This is a genomic window from Klebsiella sp. 7-CIP_Kleb. (assembly GCF_050378655.1).
In the GTDB taxonomy this organism is placed as follows: Bacteria; Pseudomonadota; Gammaproteobacteria; order Enterobacterales; family Enterobacteriaceae; genus Klebsiella; species Klebsiella quasipneumoniae.
In genome coordinates this window covers 223,371-236,972 of record NZ_JBNRLJ010000001.1, presented here as the reverse complement: position 1 = coordinate 236,972, position 13,602 = coordinate 223,371, and the positions used below count along the sequence as shown (strand labels likewise).

14 protein-coding genes are annotated in these 13,602 nt (G+C 62.1%); 4 read left to right on the top strand and 10 right to left on the bottom strand.

The features are described from left to right. Nucleotides 1-37: 37 nt before the first annotated feature. Nucleotides 38-937 carry an O-acetylserine/cysteine exporter gene (eamA, locus tag ACQUTI_RS01145; RefSeq protein WP_064183699.1) on the bottom strand — a complete coding sequence of 300 codons (900 nt, stop codon included), beginning with the start codon at nt 935-937 and terminating at the stop codon, nt 38-40. 194 nt (nt 938-1,131) lie between these two features. Here eamA and ydeE point away from each other — a divergent pair, with 194 nt between their 5' ends. Then, nucleotides 1,132-2,328 (top strand): efflux MFS transporter YdeE, encoded by a 1,197-nt coding sequence (gene ydeE / locus ACQUTI_RS01140; protein WP_004205975.1) that lies wholly within the window; start codon nt 1,132-1,134, stop codon nt 2,326-2,328. 129 nt (nt 2,329-2,457) lie between these two features. Next, nucleotides 2,458-2,940 carry a helix-turn-helix domain-containing protein gene (locus tag ACQUTI_RS01135; protein WP_064177853.1) on the top strand — a complete coding sequence of 161 codons (483 nt, stop codon included), beginning with the start codon at nt 2,458-2,460 and terminating at the stop codon, nt 2,938-2,940. A gap of 35 nt (nt 2,941-2,975) precedes the next feature. Here ACQUTI_RS01135 and urtE read toward each other — a convergent pair whose 3' ends face one another. From urtE to ACQUTI_RS01100, 7 genes are all read right to left on the bottom strand, one after another. After that, a complete protein-coding gene (urtE, locus tag ACQUTI_RS01130; RefSeq protein ID WP_004205977.1) occupies nt 2,976-3,674 on the bottom strand; it encodes an urea ABC transporter ATP-binding subunit UrtE in 699 nt (232 codons plus the stop codon). Nucleotides 3,675-3,683: 9 nt separating this feature from the next. Then, entirely contained in the window at nt 3,684-4,481 is a 798-nt protein-coding gene (gene urtD / locus ACQUTI_RS01125) for an urea ABC transporter ATP-binding protein UrtD (RefSeq protein ID WP_004205978.1), read from the bottom strand. Beyond that, nucleotides 4,481-5,554 carry an urea ABC transporter permease subunit UrtC gene (gene urtC, locus ACQUTI_RS01120; protein WP_017900354.1) on the bottom strand — a complete coding sequence of 358 codons (1,074 nt, stop codon included), beginning with the start codon at nt 5,552-5,554 and terminating at the stop codon, nt 4,481-4,483. The genes urtD and urtC overlap by 1 nt, the downstream gene beginning before the upstream one ends. Then, a complete protein-coding gene (gene urtB / locus ACQUTI_RS01115) occupies nt 5,554-7,128 on the bottom strand; it encodes an urea ABC transporter permease subunit UrtB (protein ID WP_180249886.1) in 1,575 nt (524 codons plus the stop codon). Before urtB ends, urtC begins: the two co-directional genes overlap by 1 nt. 61 nt (nt 7,129-7,189) lie before the next feature. Next, the gene (gene urtA, locus ACQUTI_RS01110; protein ID WP_122543019.1) at nt 7,190-8,461 is read right to left on the bottom strand and encodes an urea ABC transporter substrate-binding protein; all 1,272 of its coding nucleotides are present in this window, start codon (nt 8,459-8,461) and stop codon (nt 7,190-7,192) included. Nucleotides 8,462-8,631: 170 nt separating this feature from the next. After that, nucleotides 8,632-9,735 (bottom strand): cobalamin-independent methionine synthase II family protein, encoded by a 1,104-nt coding sequence (locus ACQUTI_RS01105; protein WP_122543021.1) that lies wholly within the window; start codon nt 9,733-9,735, stop codon nt 8,632-8,634. A gap of 148 nt (nt 9,736-9,883) precedes the next feature. Further along, nucleotides 9,884-10,282, bottom strand: a complete 399-nt coding sequence (locus tag ACQUTI_RS01100) for a rhodanese-like domain-containing protein (protein WP_032456007.1) — start codon at nt 10,280-10,282, stop codon at nt 9,884-9,886. A gap of 67 nt (nt 10,283-10,349) precedes the next feature. On the opposite strand from ACQUTI_RS01100, the gene ftrA reads away from it, so the two are divergent. After that, on the top strand, nt 10,350-11,447 hold the full coding sequence (gene ftrA / locus ACQUTI_RS01095; RefSeq protein ID WP_136085025.1) for a transcriptional regulator FtrA: 1,098 nt from the start codon (nt 10,350-10,352) through the stop codon (nt 11,445-11,447). Then, a complete protein-coding gene (locus ACQUTI_RS01090; RefSeq protein ID WP_004205985.1) occupies nt 11,416-11,631 on the top strand; it encodes a DUF4177 domain-containing protein in 216 nt (71 codons plus the stop codon). Before ftrA ends, ACQUTI_RS01090 begins: the two co-directional genes overlap by 32 nt. A 54-nt stretch (nt 11,632-11,685) precedes the next feature. Here the strand turns inward: ACQUTI_RS01090 and ACQUTI_RS01085 are convergent, their stop codons facing one another. Next, complete coding sequence (locus tag ACQUTI_RS01085; protein WP_049092649.1) at nt 11,686-12,126, bottom strand: GNAT family N-acetyltransferase; 441 nt, start codon at nt 12,124-12,126, stop codon at nt 11,686-11,688. A 265-nt stretch (nt 12,127-12,391) separates the two neighbouring features. Next, the gene (locus ACQUTI_RS01080) at nt 12,392-13,456 is read right to left on the bottom strand and encodes a LacI family DNA-binding transcriptional regulator (RefSeq protein ID WP_004205987.1); all 1,065 of its coding nucleotides are present in this window, start codon (nt 13,454-13,456) and stop codon (nt 12,392-12,394) included. Nucleotides 13,457-13,602: the final 146 nt, after the last annotated feature.

Genomic DNA, 13,602 nt, shown 5'->3' with positions numbered 1-13,602 from the left:
GCATACTTGTGTATAGCCCCGTCTCCGGGGCTTTTTTTTACCCGCGCGCCATGCCCGGCCGCACCAGACGCAGACCGAAAACGTTGATATAGAGCCCGGCCATGATCAGCGCCGCCCCGGCGAGCTGCAGTCCGCTCAGCGTCTCCCCCAGCAGCAGCGCGGCGCTGGCCATCCCCACTACCGGCACCAGCAGCGACAGCGGCGCCACCCGCCAGGTTTCATAGCGCCCCAGCAGCGAGCCCCAGATACCATAGCCGACGATGGTGGCGATAAACGCCAGGTAAAGCAGCGAGAGAACCGTCAGCATATCGATCTGGCGTAGACTCGCCAGCATGAGCTGCGGGCCATCGATCAGCCACGAGGCAAACATAAACGGCAGCACCGGGATCAATGCGCTCCACACCACCAGCGACATGATCGGCGGGCGGGTCGCCTGGGACATGATTTTTTTGTTGAAAATATTGCCGCAGGCCCAGCTGAACGCCGCCGCCAGGGTCAGCATAAAGCCCACCAGCGGGACATGCTCCCCGCCGAGGCTCCCCTCCACCAGCACCAGCACGCCGAAGATCGCCAGCGCGATCCCCGCCAGCTGCTTGCCCTGTAAGCGTTCGCCAAAGACGAAGGCGCCGAGAATGATGGTAAAAAAGGCTTGCGCCTGCAGCACCAGCGACGCCAGCCCCGCCGGCATGCCCAGGCCGATAGCGCAGAACAAAAAGGCAAACTGGCCAAAGCTAATGGTCAGGCCATAGCCCAGCAGCAGGCGCAGCGGAATGGCCGGCCGGGCGACAAACAGCAGCGCCGGGAAGGCGACCAGCATAAAGCGCAGGCCCGCCAGCATCAGCGGCGGCATATTGTGCAATCCCAGCTTGATCACCACGAAGTTAAGCCCCCACACCACCACTACCAGCAGCGCCAGCAGTCCATCTTTCCTCGTCATACCCTGCCTCTGTCGTTATTAGAATTTTTGTGAACAAAATCAAAGTAGCGAAAAAGCGGTCGCCAGGATAGATCATTATTTTTGGCAGGTTCGGAAGTGCCTATCGCCACCGGGGCGACCTGTACAAGGCGTGATGGCCGTGTTATTTGTGATCGAAGACATAAAATTATAACAACATGACAGGCAAGGAAATCATGATCACCACACTCCGGCGCTCCACTATCGCGCTGCTGGCATCGTCGCTACTGTTGACTATCGGCCGCGGGGCCACACTGCCGTTTATGACCATCTACCTCACCCGACGCTATCAGCTGGAGGTGGATGTGATTGGCTACGCCCTGTCGCTGGCCCTCGTGGTCGGCGTGCTGTTTAGCATGGGCTTTGGCATCCTCGCGGACAAGTTCGACAAAAAGCGCTATATGGTGTGGTCAGTGCTGGTGTTTATCCTTGGTTTCAGCGCGATACCGCTGGTCAATAACGCTATCCTGGTGGTGATCTTCTTTGCGCTGATCAACTGCGCCTACTCGGTCTTTTCCACCGTGCTGAAAGCCTGGTTCGCCGACCGGCTGACGGCGGAGAAAAAAGCGCGCATCTTCTCGCTGAACTACACCATCCTCAACATCGGCTGGACCGTCGGACCGCCCATCGGCACGCTGCTGGTGATGCACAGCATTAATCTGCCATTCTGGCTGGCGGCAGCCTGCGCCGCCTTCCCGTTAGTGTTTATTCAGCTGTTTCTGCAGCGAGATGGCGCCGCCGCCGCCCAGCCAGGGGCTGCCGTCTGGACGCCTTCGGTGCTGCTGCGCGACCGCGCGCTGCTGTGGTTTACCTGTTCAGGGCTGCTGGCCTCCTTCGTCGGCGGCGCTTTCGCCTCCTGTATCTCGCAGTACGTACTGGTGGTCGCCAGCAGCGACTTCGCCGAAAAAGTGGTGGCCGTGGTGCTGCCGGTTAACGCCGCGGTGGTCGTCGCTCTGCAGTATGCGGTTGGCCGGCGACTGAGCGCCAGAAATATTCGCCCGCTGATGACCTTCGGCACCGTCTGCTTTGTGATCGGCCTCGTGGGCTTTATGTTCTCCGGCGCCAGCCTGTGGGCATGGGGGATCTCGGCGGCAGTCTTCACCCTTGGCGAGGTGATTTATGCCCCCGGCGAGTATATGCTGATTGACCATATCGCCCCGCCGGGGATGAAGGCCAGCTACTTCTCCGCTCAATCGCTGGGATGGCTGGGCGCGGCATTCAACCCGATGCTGACGGGGTTGATCCTCACCCATCTGCCGCACTGGTCGCTTTTTGTCATTCTTATCGGGGCCATTGTCGCCGCCTGGCTGATGATTTTCCGCGGGATCAATGCCCGCCCCTGGCAACCGGATTCTCCGCTGGCCAACGCCTGACGCCAGCTGGCATGCGGCTGTCAGGTTGCTGTCGGGCCGTTGTCGGGTCGCTGTCGTGGTGGCTGGCGGCCCGCTTTTCCATACTCCATCACAGGTTTACATCCGCAGAACGTCATGGAGCATACAAATATGAACAGCAACAATCAGGTCAAACAATTACGGCTGCAGCGCGCCTGGTCCCAGGAACAGCTGGCCGAAATGGCGGGGCTCAGCGTCCGCACGATCCAGCGCATTGAGAATGGCGAACGCCCGGGACTGGAGACCCTCAGCGCCCTCGCCGCGGTCTTTGAGGTGACGGTGGCCGAGATCGGCGGCGAAGCCTCGCGGGAGGGCGCGGCGGGCCCGGAAGCCTCGCTGGATCTGCGTATCGAGGAAGCGAAAGCGCGGGTGCAGCAGGAGAGCCGCTTTTTTCGTTCGCTGTCGGTCGCGCTGGTGGTCTGCGTGCTGCTGGCGCTGCTCAACCGGTACACTAACCCGCAGTACACCTGGTCCGGCTGGGTCGCCCTGATCTGGGGCGCTCTGCTGGCGGTGAGAGGATTACGCCTGTTCGTGTTCGGCGAATGGATCAAAAACTGGCGCCAGGCGCGCCTGCAGCGGCTGCTGCGTAAATAGCAAGGAAACCGGCGGCGCGAACGCCGCCGGTCCGTTCAGATAGTCACCAGGGCGCGTACGCCGTCGGTTTCCATATCTCCGCCCTTGCCCTGCTGGACGATGGCGCCGCGCGACATCACCAGATAGTGGTCCGCCAGCCCGGCGGCAAAGTCATAGAACTGCTCCACCAGCAGGATGGCCATATCCCCGCGGCTCGCCAGCTGACGGATCACCTCGCCAATCTCTTTGATGACCGAGGGCTGGATCCCCTCGGTGGGCTCATCGAGGATCAGCAGCTGCGGACGGCTGGCCAGCGCCCGGCCGATCGCCAGCTGCTGCTGCTGGCCGCCGGATAAGTCACCGCCCCGCCGCTGCTTCATGGTCTTGAGCACCGGGAAAAGCTGGTAAATCTCCTCCGGCACCTGCTGCGCCTCGCGGGCGGGAAAGCGCGATAGCCCCATCAGCAGGTTTTCCTCCACCGTCAGGCGCGGAAAAATCTCGCGTCCCTGAGGGACGTAGGCCACCCCGGCCTGCACCCGCTGGTGCGGTTTACGGTGGGTGATGTTCTGATCCTGCCAGCGCACTTCGCCGCTGCGCGCCGGGATCAGCCCCATCAGACATTTCAGCAGGGTGGTCTTGCCGACGCCGTTGCGCCCCAGCAGGCAGGTGACTTCGCCCTGGCGGGCGGAAAAATCCACCCCACGCAAAATATGGCTGCCGCCGTAGTATTGATGTAGCTGACTCACCTGTAACATTGGCGCTCCTTAACGTCCCAGATAAACTTCAATGACCTGTTCATTGGCCTGCACCTCCCGCAGCGATCCCTCCGCTAGCACCTGGCCCTGATGCAGGACCGTCACCCGGTCGGCGATGGTCTCGACAAACCCCATGTCGTGCTCCACCACCATCAGGGAGTGCTGTCCGGCCAGCGTACGAAACAGCTCCGCCGTATATTCGGTTTCCGCATCGGTCATGCCGGCCGCTGGCTCATCAAGCAGCAGCAGATGCGGCTCCTGCACCAACAGCATGCCGATCTCAAGGAACTGTTTCTGGCCATGGGACAGCAGACCGGCCTGGCGGTAGCGTTCGCCGTCAAGACGCAGCAGGCGCAGCACCTCATTCAGCCGATCGTCCTGTTCGCTGCTCAGCCGGGCGCGCAGGCTGGCCCACACCGATTTATCTCCCTTCATCGCCAGGGCGAGATTTTCCGCCACCGTCAGCGCTTCGAAGACCGTCGGCTTCTGAAACTTGCGCCCGATGCCCTGGCGGGCGATGGCCACCGGTTCGAGGGTGGTCAGATCCACCGACTGGTCATAGATCGCTTTGCCGCTCTGCGGCCGGGTTTTGCCGGTGATCACGTCCATCAGGGTGGTCTTGCCCGCGCCGTTGGGGCCGATCACACAGCGCAGCTCGCCGACGCCAATCGCCAGCGACAGGTCCGTCAGCGCCCGGAAACCGTCAAAGCTGACGTTAATGTTCTCCAGCTGCAGTACCGGGTCGGTTTGCGCACGAAAGCGATCGCCGGGCAGCTGGCGGGTAAACAGTCCTTCATCCGGTTGCATTAGCGGTCTCCTCGACGCAGCAGGCCCATCACCCCGCGGGGTAAAAACAGGGTTACGATGATAAAGATGAGGCCGAGAAACAGCTGCCAGTACTCCGGCATCGCCACGGTGAAAATGCTCTTCGCGCCGTTGACCAGCCCGGCGCCAAGCACCGGGCCGATCAGGGTGCCGCGCCCGCCGAGCGCCACCCAGATGGCGGCCTCGATGGAGTTGGTCGGCGACATCTCGCTGGGGTTGATGATCCCCACCTGCGGGACATATAACGCCCCCGCCAGGCCGCAGAGCACCGCCGACAGCGTCCACACCAGCAGCTTGAAGCCGCGCGGGTCGTACCCGCAGAACATCAGGCGGTTCTCGGCATCCCGCACCGCGGTGAGGATCCGGCCAAACTTACTCTGCGCCAGCGCCGAGCCCAGCCACAGGGTCAGCAACAGCAGCAAAACCGTGGCCATAAACAGGGTGGCGCGGGTGCCGGTGGCGGTGACCGGAAAACCCAGCAACGTGGTAAAACCGGTGAAACCGTTATTGCCGCCAAACCCGGTCTCGTTGCGAAAGAACAGCAGCATACCGGCATAAGTCAGGGCCTGGGTCATGATCGAGAAATAGACCCCTTTGATCTTCGAGCGAAAAGCAAACCAGCCGAAAACCAGGGCCAGCAGACCGGGAACCAGCACCACCAGCGCCATCGCCCAGGCGAAATGCTGCGTGCCCCACCAGAACCAGGGCAGTTCGCTCCAGGAGAGAAAAGACATAAACGCCGGCAGACCGTCGCCCGCCGCCTGGCGCATCAGGTACATGCCCATAGCGTACCCGCCGAGGGCAAAGAAAATCCCGTGCCCCAGCGACAGCATACCCGCGTAGCCCCAGACCAGATCCAGCGCCACCGCCACAATGGCGTAGCAGAGGATTTTACCGCTCAGGGTCAGCAGCCAGCTCGGTACCGCCAGCGGATGGGAGGCCGGCAGCAGCGCCAGAAATGGCATGCTCAGTAGCCCCAGCACCAGCAGGATCCCCAGCCAGCGCAGAGGCCGCGGCGCGCGCTGCGCCAGCGTTAAGGTAACAGGTTGGCTCATCAGTCAATCACCCTCCCTTTCAGCGCGAACAGACCCTGCGGGCGTTTCTGAATAAACAGAATAATCATCACCAGGATCAGGATCTTGCCCAGCACCGCGCCCATTTGCGGTTCGAGAATTTTGTTGAAAATGCCCAGCCCAAAGGCCGCCGCCACGCTGCCGGCCAGCTGGCCGACGCCGCCCAGGACCACCACCAGAAACGAGTCGATGATGTATCCCTGACCCAGTTCAGGCCCGACGTTGCCGAGCTGCGACAGCGCCACGCCGCCCAGCCCGGCAATACCGGAGCCGAGGCCAAAGGCCAGCATATCCACCCGCCCGGTAGGTACGCCGCAGCAGGCGGCCATCGCCCGGTTCTGCGTCACGGCGCGGACGTTCATGCCGAGACGGGTGCGGTTCAGGATGAGCCAGGTAAAGCACAGCACCAGCAGGACGAACGCCAGCACCGCCAGCCGGTTCCACGGCAGGATCAGGTTCGGCAGGACCTGCACGCCGCCGGAGAGCCAGGCGGGGTTCGCCACCTCGACGTTCTGCGCGCCAAACAGCATGCGCACCAGCTGGATAAGCATCAGGCTGATCCCCCAGGTGGCGAGCAGCGTCTCCAGCGGCCGACCATACAGATGACGAATAATGGTGCGCTCCAGCGCCATGCCGATCCCGGCGGTCACCAGAAACGCCACCGGCAGCGCGACCAGCGGATAAAAGGCCAGCCACTGCGGCGCGAGCTGCGCCAGCGCCTGCTGAACCAGCCAGCAGCTGTAGGCGCCAATCATCAGCATCTCGCCATGGGCCATGTTAATCACCCCCAGCAGGCCGTAGGTGATCGCCAGCCCCAGCGCGGCCAGCAGCAGCACCGATCCCAGCGACAGTCCCATAAAGGCCTGGCCCAGCAGATCGCCGATCAGCAGACGATGTTTGATCTTTTGCAGGCTGTCGCTGGCCGCCTCGCGCACCGCCGCATCCGGCTCATGCTGGGCATCGGTAAAGGGGATCAGCAGCGCCTGGGTTTCCGGGTCCACAGAATGGCCGAGCAGCGTCACGGCGGCCAACCGCGCGCTGGCCTCAGGCTGAGTGAGCTGCAGCCGGGCCAGCGCCACCTCCAGCAGGCCCCGCACATTATCATCGCTTTCCGCCTTCAGCCGCTGCTGCAGCAGCGCGGCCATGGCCGGGGTCGCTTCCCGCTGTAGCGTTCGTGCGGCGGACGCTCGCTCTGTGACGTTGTCACTTAAAATAAGATGGCTGGCCAGCGCGCCGGCAGCCAGATTGCGCAGCCGGTTGGTCAGACGCACCGGTCGGGTTTCGCCCTGGGGCGCGGCGACGGCACCCAATGGCTGTAATCCGCCCTGTCGGGTGCGGAAAGCATGTTTTCCGTCGTCCATCACCAGGCTCTCGGTGGTCAACGCCCGCAGCAGCGGCAGACGATCCGCCTGCGGCGCTGCCGCCCACTGGGTCAACAGCTGCGCCTGCTGGCTGCGGCTGGCGGCAACGAAGTCGTCCGCCTCCGCGGCCTGTGCCCGCCATGGCAGCAGGATCAGCAGTAGCGTCAACACACTCATGAGACGCAATGCGTTCATGTCGTTCTCCTCTGGTCAGCGGCCGACGGACGCGACGTTCCCGCTCCGTCGGCCCTGGCGCTTACTGGCTGACGGTTTTCACCGGATGGTCAGGTTTCTTATCATTACCGGGGATCCACGGGCTCCATGGCTGCGCGCGGACGGGCTCATCGGTCTGCCAGACCACGTTGAACTGGCCGTTGCCTTCAATTTCACCGATCATCACCGGCTTATGCAGATGGTGGTTGGTGGCATCCATCGTCAGGGTGAAACCGGACGGCGCTTTGAAGGTTTGTCCGGCCATAGCGTCGCGCACTTTGTCCACGTCGGTGGTGCCGGCTTTGGTCACCGCCTGCGCCCACATATGCAGACCCACCCAGGTCGCCTCCATCGGATCGTTGGTCACCACCGTATCGGCATTCGGCAGCTTGTGCGCTTTGGCGTAAGCGCGATAATCGGCGACAAAGGCTTTGTTGGTCGGGTTATCGACCGACTCAAAGTAGTTCCATGCCGCGAGGTTGCCGACCAGCGGTTTGGTGTCGATGCCGCGCAGCTCCTCTTCCCCCACCGAGAAGGCCACCACCGGCACGTCGGTCGCTTTCAGTCCCTGGTTAGCCAGCTCTTTGTAGAACGGCACGTTGGAATCGCCGTTGATGGTAGAGACCACCGCCGTTTTGCCGCCGGCGGAGAATTTTTTGATATTGGCGACGATGGTCTGGTAATCGCTATAGCCGAACGGGGTGTAGACTTCTTCGATATCTTTGTCCTGGATCCCTTTGGCATGCAGGAAGGCGCGAAGGATCTTGTTGGTGGTGCGCGGATAAACGTAGTCGGTTCCCAGCAGGAAGAAGCGTTTGGCGCCGCCGCCGTCCTCGCTCAGCAGGTATTCCACCGCCGGGATGGCCTGCTGGTTAGGCGCCGCGCCGGTATAGAAGACGTTGGGGGACATCTCTTCCCCTTCGTACTGTACCGGGTAGAACAGCAGGCCGTTCAGCTCCTCAAACACCGGTAGCACCGATTTACGCGAGACCGAGGTCCAGCAGCCAAACACCACCGCCACCTTGTCCTGGGCCAGCAGCTGGCGTGCCTTCTCGGCGAACAGCGGCCAGTTGGAGGCCGGGTCGACCACCACCGGCTCCAGCTTCTTGCCCAACACCCCGCCTTTGGCGTTGATGTCGTCGATGGCCATCAGGGCGACGTCCTTCAGCGGCGTTTCGGAAATCGCCATCGTCCCGGAGAGCGAATGCATAATCCCGACTTTAATAGTGTTGGCGGCATAGGCCTGGAATGAGAGACCCATAGCCATAACAGAGGCGGAGAGTGCAAAAGCTTTTAATAACGTTCTACGTTGCATGATTCACTCCTGAGTAGCGCAAAAATAAAGAATTAACAGCTAACCAGAGGTGATAAGGCAAAAACGGTGCCAGGTTGTGAGAACAGTGGGATGCGGCGCAGGTGGACGGCGAAGGCGAAGGAGATGGCAGCGTTGCCTCATCACGGTGCAACGCTGCGCTAAGAAAGCAATTACCAGACGTCGGCGGCGATGGCGGTCACCAGACGGACTTTTTGCCACTGCTGGTCTTCGCTGAGGGCGTTACCCTCTTCCGTGGAGGCGAAACCGCACTGCGGACTCAGGCAGATCTGCTCGAGCGGAACATATTGCGCCGCCTCAGCGAGGCGCGCTTTTACCCCCTGCGGGTTCTCCAGCTCGCCGTTTTTGGTGGTGATAAGCCCGAGGACCACCTGCTGATGGCCGGGACGAATAAAGCGCAGCGGCGCGAAATCCCCGGAGCGGTTGTTGTCATACTCGAGGAAGAAGGCATCGACATTGACGCCGCCAAACAGCACCTCAGCCACCGGCTCGTAACCGCCCTCCGAGATCCAGGTTGAGCGGAAGTTGCCCCGGCAGACGTGCAGGCCCACCGTCAGATCGGCCGGCTTGCCCTCCAGCGCCTGGTTCAGCACCCGGGCATAAATGCGCGCCAGCGCATCCGGATCGTCGCCGCGCTCGCGCACCTGCTGACGCTGGGCATCGGAGCACAGATAGGCCCAGACGGTATCGTCCAGCTGCAGATAGCGGCAGCCGGCGTCATAAAACGCACGGATCGCGTCGCGCCAGGTGGTGGCCAGGTCGTCGAAGTAGTCGCTGAGATCCGGGTAAACGGTGGCATCAATATCTTTCCGACCGCCGCGGAAGTGGAGCACGCTCGGGCTGGGAATGGTCATCTTAGGCTGCGCGTCGCCGCTGATGCTTTTCAGATAGCGGAAATCCTCCAGCATTGGGTGGTCGCCAAACGCCAGCTTGCCGGTAACGCGCACGCCGTGCGCTTTGGTCTGCACGCCGTTGAACTGGATCCCCTGCTCGGCATCGTAACGCTCAACGCCTTGCAGGCCGTCGAAGAAATCAAAATGCCACCATGCGCGACGAAACTCGCCGTCGGTGACCACGTGCAGGCCGCAGTCGCACTGCTGCTGGACCAGGTGACGGATAGCGTTATTCTCAATCTCGCGCAGCTGACCGGCGTCGATGAGCCCCTCAGCCAGCTGCTGACGCGCCTGTTTGATGCTGTCCGGGCGCAAAAAACTGCCGACGATGTCTGCGCGGAACGGGGCCTGTTGACGTTGCATGCTGTCTCCTTAGCGGTGGGCGCGTTAGTTGCCCACCGTGATAGTTCATTATTTGAATTTTTAGACTTCTGGATGGCTATATGTCCAGATACTGGCATGCAGGCCGGCGGGCCGCAAACGAGAATATTTCATGGGACATGAAAAATATTCATTTACCGGCGACAAACGCATAGCCCTCATCTTCCCAGCCGGTGATCCCGCCGAGCATCATTTTCACCGGCCGCCCCAGTTCGGCCAGCTTTAGCGCGGCAACGTCGGCACCGTTGCAGTGCGGCCCGGCGCAATAGACCACAAACAGGGTCTCTCCCGGCCAGGCCGCCATTCTCTCGGCGCTGATCTGGCTGTGCGGGAGATGCAGCGCGCCGGGCAGGTGGCGCCTGGCGAAGGCCTCCTCGCTGCCGACCACGTGCAGCAGGACAAAGTCGACCTCGCCGGCACGCTGGGCGCTGTGCACATCGGCGCAGTCGGTCTCGAGATGCAGCTTATGGCGGAACCAGCGGATAGCCTCGGCGGAGGTTGCGGGGGTAAATTGGGTTACTACACTCATGGCGTCTTCTCCTTGTCTGTGATAACACTACTTTACTGACGCCCATCACCCTTATCTGCCGGCAACCATGACAGAAAACGCTAACATCCTGACAACTCCTTCGGTGACACTGTCACCTCACCGCGTGGTGGCCCTCGCCTACGATGGCCTGTGCACCTTTGAGTTTGGCGTGGCCGTGGAGATCTTCGGCCTGCCGCGCCCGGAAATGGGCGAGCGCTGGTACCAGTTCGCCGTCGCCGCCGTCGATGAAGGGCCTCTGAGAGCCACCGGCGGAGTCCGGTTGATGACCGACGGCGGCCCTGAGCTTCTCGCCCAGGCGCAGACCATCGTGGTCCCCGGCTGGCGCGGCATCGACGCTCCGGTCCCCGAGGCGCTGTGCGCCGCCCTGGCCGCCGCTCACGCCCGCGGGTGCCGGATTATTTCCATCTGTTCCGGGGTGTTCGTTCTCGCCGCCGCCGGGTTGCTCAATGGCCGCCAGGCGACAACCCACTGGCGCTACACCGCCGCGCTGCAGTCCCGTTTTCCGCAGATCCAGGTGGTGGAGGATGTCCTGTACGTGGGCGATGATTTGCTGATGACCTCCGCCGGCAGCGCGGCGGGGATCGACCTCTGTCTGCATCTGGTGCGCGAGGATTTCGGCAGCGAGGCAGCGAATGTGGTCGCCCGCCGCCTGGTGGTCTCTCCCCATCGCGACGGCGGTCAGGCGCAGCAGGTCCTGCGTCCGGTGGCCCGCAGCCGGGAGAGTCTGCGCCTTGGCCAGCTGTTTGATTATCTGCACCAGCATCTCGCCGCCAGCCACACCGTCGCCTCCCTCGCACAGCGCGCCGGCATGGGGACGCGCACCTTTTTGCGCCGCTTTGAAGAGGCCACTGGTAAAACCCCCGCCCGCTGGCTGCTGGAGGAGCGTCTGCTGCGCGCCCGTCAGCACCTGACGGAGAGCACGATGGGCATCGACCAGATCGCTGAGCGCTGCGGCTTTGCCAGCGCTGGCACCCTGCGCCACCATTTTCGCCAGCGCTTCGCGCTAAGCCCACTGCAGTACCGTAAACAGTTTGCAACTTATCCGATTGCAAAATCGTCCCAGCCACGGACAATAGACGGCCACAGTAAACCGGTCGCCAGGATGGTCGATGATGAAGAAAGAGTGTCGGGTAGTAATCTATAAAGAGGGCCTGCTGGGCAGCCTGTTTTTTGGCGAAGCCAAAGCCGACCCTGACAAAATGAGCCAGTTTCTCAGTAGCTATACCCGCGAAGGCTGGGAGGTAAAAACCATGTCGGTGGAGCGACGCCGTACCGCCCTGTTCTGGTCGCGGGAAGCGTATCTGTTTGTGCTTGAACGGCCCCTCTGACGGCGCCTGCGCCTGGTTTAACCGCTTAAGCCAGGCGTTGCCCGGTATCCGCGCTCAGGGCTGGCGGATATAGCCCTGCTCCTGCATGTTGCGCATGCCCTCCTCGCTGGCGCAGACCATCCCGGTGGTCAGCATGGCAAAACCAAAGCGCTGATAGAATGGGATTTTATCGGCCACCGCATAGATAAAGATTTTGCCGAAGGGCAGCAGCTGCTCCCGGATGGCCAGCATTAGCTGTTGTCCGTAACCCTGCCCCTGGCGGTCGGGGACGATCGCCACATCCGACAAATAGCTGCTCCAGGTGCAGTCGCTGATGGCCCGCGCCACGGCAATCAGCTGACCGTGCTCATAGCCAAACCAGCAGAAGGTGCTATGGAGAAACGCCTGCTCCAGCTGCTGAACATCACGTTCATTCAGCCCGGCCTCTGCGACGATGGTCCTCACCCGCCGCCAGTCTACCCGCCCAATCGCCTCTTTCCCCTCAATCACCATCATGACCTTGACTCCCGTTGTGTTCGGCATCTATCCCGAAAGAAAGATGTAGCATGCCGCCGCAGGGGATGCCAGGCGAAAAAACGAACGGAACAAAGCGGGAAACGGAGGAAGGCAAAAAAAAAAACCGCCATGTGACTGGCGGTAAATCAATGCTTGCATGGATAGATTGTATTTTGCATTTTACGCAGGCAGAGGATCCTGACCTCTCTACGTTTGATCCCGAGGTTAGCATGGTCAACCTCAATAAATCCTCAACGGCCTGCGGCTAGAGCTTCTCCACCAACGCTTTCAGCTGCGCCAGGGTCTGCTGCCGGTCCTCCGCGGCGGCGAGCGGCCACGCCGACTGGCGCACGATGAGCCGGGTCGGCAGCAGCTCGCGGATCCGCAGCTGCGGGGCCGCCATCAGAGCAATCAGCCGCTCCACGGCCCGCTTGCCCAGCAGATCGAAGTCCTGCGCCACCGTGGTGAGCGGCGGCTGAAAGTAGAGACTGTCGGCGGTGTCGTCATAGCCGGTCACCGATACCGCCTGGCTGCCGCTGCGATTGAGCTGGGCCAGCGCGCTGAGTACCCCGAGCGCCATCTGATCGTTCGCCACCACAATGGCGCTGATCCGCGGCTGCAGGTGCAGCAGTTCAAAGGTTTTCTGCCAGCCGCTGGCGGCGCTCCAGTCACCGAACACCGTGGTTGAACGGGCGATATTCAGACTGTGCAGCGCCTCGCGCCAGCTGGCGAGACGCAGACGGGCGGAAACCGAACTTTCCGGCCCTGCCAGCAGGCCAAATTCGCGATGCCCCAGCTCCCACAGATGGCGCACGCACGCCCCACAGCCGTCGCGATGATCGAAGCGCACGCAGCAGACATCGGCCTCCGGGGAGACGTCCAGAAACAGGCAGGCCATATCCGGGTTCTCTTTAACCAGTCGCTCGGCGGTAGCGCTCTCCAGCGGCAGACTGACGATCACTCCGCGAATATGCTGGGCGCGCAGTTCGTCCAGCCGGGCCTGCAGCGCGGCGAAGTCGGCTTGCGCCGGCATCGCTATTGCCACCTCCAGCTGGTGCAGGCTGGCATGGCTCTTTACCGCGGCGGCGATCTGCGAGGGAGCATGCAAGGTCAGCGAGGCAGTGATAAGCCCAATGGAGGGCGCTGCTTTGCCGGCGAGCAGCTGCGCCGAGCGGTTAGGTACGTAGTGCAGCGCCTGCATCGCGCGGATCACCTGCTCGCGGGTGCGGGCTGACACCACTTCAGGACGGTTCAGGACCCGGGAGACGGTCTGTTGGGAAACCCCGGCCGCGCGAGCGACATCCTCCAGGGTAGCGGTACGACGCGGCATTTTTTCTCCTCAGCAATAACAATGTCGTGCGCTAACATTTTATGTTTAACGCGCGACAAAAAACAGCGCTTTACCCTCGCTTTCGTGATCGTCTGTTAATTTCATTTCCGCCGTCGTTGCTGGACAAAACAAATTATCCGATAACG